Genomic DNA, 4,738 nt, shown 5'->3' on the forward strand with positions numbered 1-4,738 from the left:
ACGCCACTCGGCGCCGGCGTCCTTGAAGATCACGTCCAGGCCCTCGGACTCGGCCTGCAGCCGGACCCGGCCCGATCCCGGTACGACGAGCATCCGGGTGCCCTGGGCAACCTTTCGCCCGGCGAGCACCCCGGCAGCGGCCCGGAGATCCTCGATCCGGCCGTTGGTACAAGAGCCGAGGAACACGGTGTCCACGTGCACCTCGCGCATCGGCGTACCGGCGGTCAGGCCCATGTACTCCAGGGCGCGCTCCGCGGCGACCTTGTCGTTCTCGGTGCTGAAGTCGTCCGGCGAGGGGACGGTCGCCGACAGCGGCACACCCTGGCCGGGGTTGGTCCCCCAGGTGACGAACGGGGCGACGTCCTCGGCGCGCAGGACGACCTCGCGATCGAAGCTGGCGTCCTCGTCGGTGGCGAGGCTCTTCCAGTACTCGACCGCGGCTTCCCAGTCGACGCCCTGCGGCGCGTGCGGCTTGTCCTTCAGGTACTCGAAGGTGGTCTCGTCCGGCGCGATCAGGCCGGCCTTGGCGCCCCACTCGATCGACATGTTGCAGATCGTCATCCGGGCTTCCATCGTCAGCGCGCGGATCGCCTCACCGCGGTACTCCACGATGTAGCCCTGGCCACCGCCCGTACCGACCTGCGCGATCAGCGAGAGCACCAGGTCCTTGGCCGAGACACCATCAGGCAGTACTCCATTGACGGTGACGGCCATCGTCTTCGGACGGGCCTGCATCAGCGTCTGGGTGGCGAGCACGTGCTCGACCTCGCTGGTCCCGATGCCGAAGGCGATCGCGCCGAACGCGCCGTGGGTGGAGGTGTGGCTGTCACCGCAGACCACGGTCATGCCGGGCTGGGTCAGGCCGAGCTGCGGGCCGATCACGTGCACGACGCCCTGGTCCGGGTCGCCCAGGGTGTGGATCCGGATGCCGAACTCCTCGGCGTTCCTGCGCAGGGTGTCCACCTGCGTCCTCGACACCAGGTCGGCGATCGGCTTGTCCACGTCCAGGGTCGGGACGTTGTGGTCCTCGGTCGCGATCGTCAGGTCGGGACGGCGGACCTGCCGGCCGGCCAGCCGGAGTCCGTCGAAGGCCTGCGGGCTGGTCACCTCGTGCACCAGATGGAGGTCGATGTAGAGGAGGTCGGGCTCTCCGTCGGCATGGCGCACCACATGCGCATCCCAGACCTTTTCCGACAACGTCCTACCCATCAGACTTCTCCTTTGAGGTTCGCTGGTGTTCGACTCGGTCGCCTACCACCTCACATTGCTCCGGTGGTGTCCGATTTTGCGACTTGCGTTCCACGATTCGAGACGGCAATATCGTCTCATGGACAACTCTAGCGGAGTCGGCGTTCTCGACAAAGCAGCTCTCGTTCTGTCCGCACTCGAGTCCGGACCGGCGACCCTGGCCGGACTCGTAGCGGCCACGGGACTGGCCCGGCCCACGGCCCACCGGCTGGCCGTCGCGCTCGAACACCACCGGCTGGTGGGGCGCGACATGCAGGGTCGCTTCGTGCTCGGGCCCCGGCTGAGCGAGTTGGCCTCCGCGGCCGGTGAGGACCGGCTGCTGGCGACAGCCGGACCGGTGCTGGCGCGACTGCGTGACATCACCGGTGAATCGGCCCAGTTGTTCAGGCGGCAGGGTGAGTACCGCGTCTGTGTCGCGGCTGCCGAGCGTCCGTCGGGTCTGCGCGACACCGTTCCGGTGGGTAGCCAGCTGACCATGGCGGCCGGGTCGGCCGCTCAAATACTGCTTGCCTGGGAAGACCCGGAGCGGATGCACCGCGGCCTCCACAACGCGACCTTCAACGCAGCGGCCCTGGCCGGCGTACGCCGCCGCGGCTGGGCGCACTCGGTCGGCGAACGCGAGCAAGGCGTCGCCTCGGTCTCCGCACCGGTCCGCTCTCCCTCCGGCAAGGTGATCGCGGCAGTCTCCGTCTCCGGCCCGATCGAACGCCTCTCCCGCCAGCCCGGCCGGATGCACGCCCCCGCCGTCATGGCCGCCGCCGAACGCCTCTCCGAAGCCCTCCGCCGCGCCTCCGAGTAAGCCAAGCCCGAGAAAGGGCACAGGCCTGGACGGCGGGCCTACAGTGAGGTGTGGCGTTGCGAGTTGTCTTTGCGGATGACAATTTCCTGGTGCGCGAAGGCATCTCCGCATTGCTCACTGAGTCCGCTGAGGTCGAGCTCGTCGACGTGGTCATGGATCCGGCGTCGCTGCTGGAATCTGTCGCGCTGCACCGGCCGGACGCGGTCCTGACCGACATCCGGATGCCCCCGACCTTCACCACCGAAGGCATCGACGCCGCCAAGCGGATCAGAGCCGATCATCCGTCGACCGGCGTCGTCGTGTTGTCCCAGTACGTCGAGGAGGACTACGCGTTCGACCTGCTGTCCGAGGGCGTCGCCGGCCTCGGGTATCTGCTGAAGGAACGGGTATCGCAGCGAGATGAACTGATCCGGGCTCTGTACGAGGTTGCCCGCGGCGGCTCGGTTCTCGATCCCAGCGTCGTCGAGGGCCTGCTGGCGCGGAAGGCGCAGGAGTCGCAGTCCCCCTTACCCCGTCTCACCGAACGCGAGCGCGAGGTGCTCCAGGAACTCGCAGCCGGGCGCAGCAATGAAGCGACGGCCACGGCACTGTTCATGAGCACCCGCGCCGTCGAGAAGCACATCAGTTCGCTCTTCCAGAAACTCGGCCTGTCGGACGAGTCCGACGTCAACCGTCGCGTGATGGCAGTCCTCGCCTTCCTCGAAGCCACCGGCGGACCGGCCGGCCGCTGACGCCGGTGCGGTCAACCGCACCACTCCAGGAGGACAGCACCCTGTCGCCGCCGGTGACTGATCACCCACGATGGCGGCCAGGAGGGTGAACAAGTGGCCGAGGTACGCGTTCTGATCGTGGACGACCAGGAACCGTTCCGTCGCGCGATCGCCGCCGTCGTCGCGGAGACGGACGGTTTCGCCGTCGTCGCATCCACCGCGTCCGGCGAGGAGGCGCTGCTCGCAGTCGCGAGGCTGCACCCCGGCCTCGTGTTGATGGACGTCAACCTGCCCGGCATCGACGGTATCGAGGCCACCCGGCGGATCACCCAGGACGCCGACCCGCCGGTCGTCGTACTGCTCTCGACCTACGACCGGGACGAGTTCGACGTCTCCAGTTGCGGCGCTGCGTCGTACCTGGCCAAGGCAGCGTTCGGCCCGGACCTGCTCGTAGCCGCGTGGGTCGCCGCCACGACTGAGCCCATCCACCCCACGGCGACCGAGCCGGTTGCTACACCGCCACCGGCTCCGGCTCGTCGATACCGACCGGAATGTTGATGGACAGCAGACCCACGTCCTCGAGCCACGGCCGTCCGCCCACCGCCTCGACCCGGTCGACGATCGCCTGTACGTCGACCTGGTCGCGGGCGAAACCACGGATCCCCACCACCAGCTCTCCTGCCACCATCCGCAGGTCGATCCGGGCAGCCGCGGATCCCGCCCGCAACGCCTCGACACAGCAGAAGTAGACCGCTGCCTCGACCCTGGCCGGGAACCGCCGGTCGGCCGACGGCTCGACGTGCAGGGTGGCCGCCAGACCGCTCCTGGCCAGCTGTGACCGGAGCGCGCGGGCGAGACCGGCACGGGCCAGTTGGGTGGGGAACACTCCGCGGGTCAGTTCCCGCAACGACTCGAGCGCGGTGTTCGTCTCGTCGACGAGTTGCTCGAGTTCGACCGATGCGGCGGTCCCCGACCTGGCCACGCTGAGGCCGGCCAACCGCTCCGGCATCGGCTGGAGATGCGACAGCACGTCCCGGGCGATCGCTGACTCCAACCGGCAGCGAGCGGCATCGTCGGCCGCGATGATCCTGCGCCGGGACTCGGCGAGTGCGCCGGTGGTGCGATCCAGAGCAGCCACATGCACCGCCAGCTCGGACTCCATCGCGGCGTTGCGGAACGCCAGCGCGGTCTGGTCGGCCAGATCATGCAGCAGCTGCTCGTCCGCGGCCAGGAGTCCGTGCCCCTTCGGCATCGTGACGCCGATGCTGCCGAGGACGTCGCCACCGTGCCGGACAGGCACTTCGTACTCCGGTGCCCCGTCGGCGGGACCGGGCCACGCGGCGGAGATTCCGGCCGAGCCGGGAACCTGCAGGACCGCGGTCGAAGATCGAGCAGACACAGCCCGCCCGGCCGCTTCTGCGACAGCCGGCAGCAGCGACGTCGGCGAGGGGGTCTCCGCGAGGCGACGGCTGAACTCGGACAGTTCCTCGTAAGGCTGCGCCCTGGCCCCGTAGGCGAGCCGGTTCGCCAACCGGACAACCCGCCGGCGGAGCGGCTGGAACGCGAGGGCGACCAGCGAGGTGGCGAGCAGCGACAGCCAGAATCCGCTCGTCCGCGTGTGGACGAGGCCCGCGACCGCCAGCACGAGGCCGGTGTAGCCGATCCCGGCGAAGATGGTGCCCAGGGCAAGGACGACGGCGCGGTTGATGATCAGGTCCAGGTCGAACAGCCTGTAACGCAGGACCGCGACGGCGAACAGCAGCGGCAGACAGAAGTAGGAGACGAACAGCGGGAGACTCGCGATCCACGTCTGCTGTCCGCCGTTGAACAGCTGGACGACGATCAGGAAGACGAAGCTCGAGGCGATGAATACCACCGCCAGGGCAATCAGCCGCAACTGCTGCCGCTGCTCACCTCGGCTACGACGCAGTCGGCGCACCATGGACACCATGGCCGCGACCAGGCCGCCGGCGATGAGGGG

At 69.0% G+C, this 4,738-nt stretch carries 5 protein-coding genes; 3 read left to right on the forward strand and 2 right to left on the reverse strand.

What is annotated here, in order from left to right:
* The coding region (leuC, locus tag VFG33_RS32680; RefSeq protein ID WP_325056858.1) for a 3-isopropylmalate dehydratase large subunit at positions 1-1,209 on the reverse strand (1,209 nt) is incomplete at its 3' end.
* Positions 1,210-1,327: 118 nt separating this feature from the next.
* On the opposite strand from leuC, the gene VFG33_RS32685 reads away from it, so the two are divergent.
* The 3 genes from VFG33_RS32685 to VFG33_RS32695 all read left to right on the forward strand — a co-directional run bounded on the left by VFG33_RS32685 (position 1,328) and on the right by VFG33_RS32695 (position 3,315).
* Positions 1,328-2,047: an IclR family transcriptional regulator gene (locus VFG33_RS32685; protein WP_012922430.1), complete on the forward strand. Its 720-nt coding sequence runs from the start codon at positions 1,328-1,330 to the stop codon at positions 2,045-2,047.
* 56 nt (positions 2,048-2,103) lie between these two features.
* Positions 2,104-2,778 carry a response regulator transcription factor gene (locus tag VFG33_RS32690; RefSeq protein WP_325056859.1) on the forward strand — a complete coding sequence of 225 codons (675 nt, stop codon included), beginning with the start codon at positions 2,104-2,106 and terminating at the stop codon, positions 2,776-2,778.
* 93 nt (positions 2,779-2,871) lie between these two features.
* Complete coding sequence (locus VFG33_RS32695; protein ID WP_325056860.1) at positions 2,872-3,315, forward strand: response regulator; 444 nt, start codon at positions 2,872-2,874, stop codon at positions 3,313-3,315.
* On the opposite strand, the gene VFG33_RS32700 is transcribed toward VFG33_RS32695, so the two are convergent.
* Positions 3,269-4,738, reverse strand: a 1,470-nt coding sequence (locus VFG33_RS32700; protein ID WP_325056861.1) for a hypothetical protein, incomplete at its 5' end; no start/stop codon positions are given. The two genes, VFG33_RS32695 and VFG33_RS32700, sit on opposite strands and share 47 nt — an antisense overlap.

Source organism: Kribbella sp. (genome assembly GCF_035687465.1).
Taxonomy (GTDB): domain Bacteria; phylum Actinomycetota; class Actinomycetes; order Propionibacteriales; family Kribbellaceae; genus Kribbella.

Coding starts and splice junctions, on each gene's coding strand:
- VFG33_RS32685 (WP_012922430.1), top strand. CDS start 1,328: ATGGACAACTCTAGCGGAGTCGGCGTTCTCGACAAAGCAGCTCTCGTT.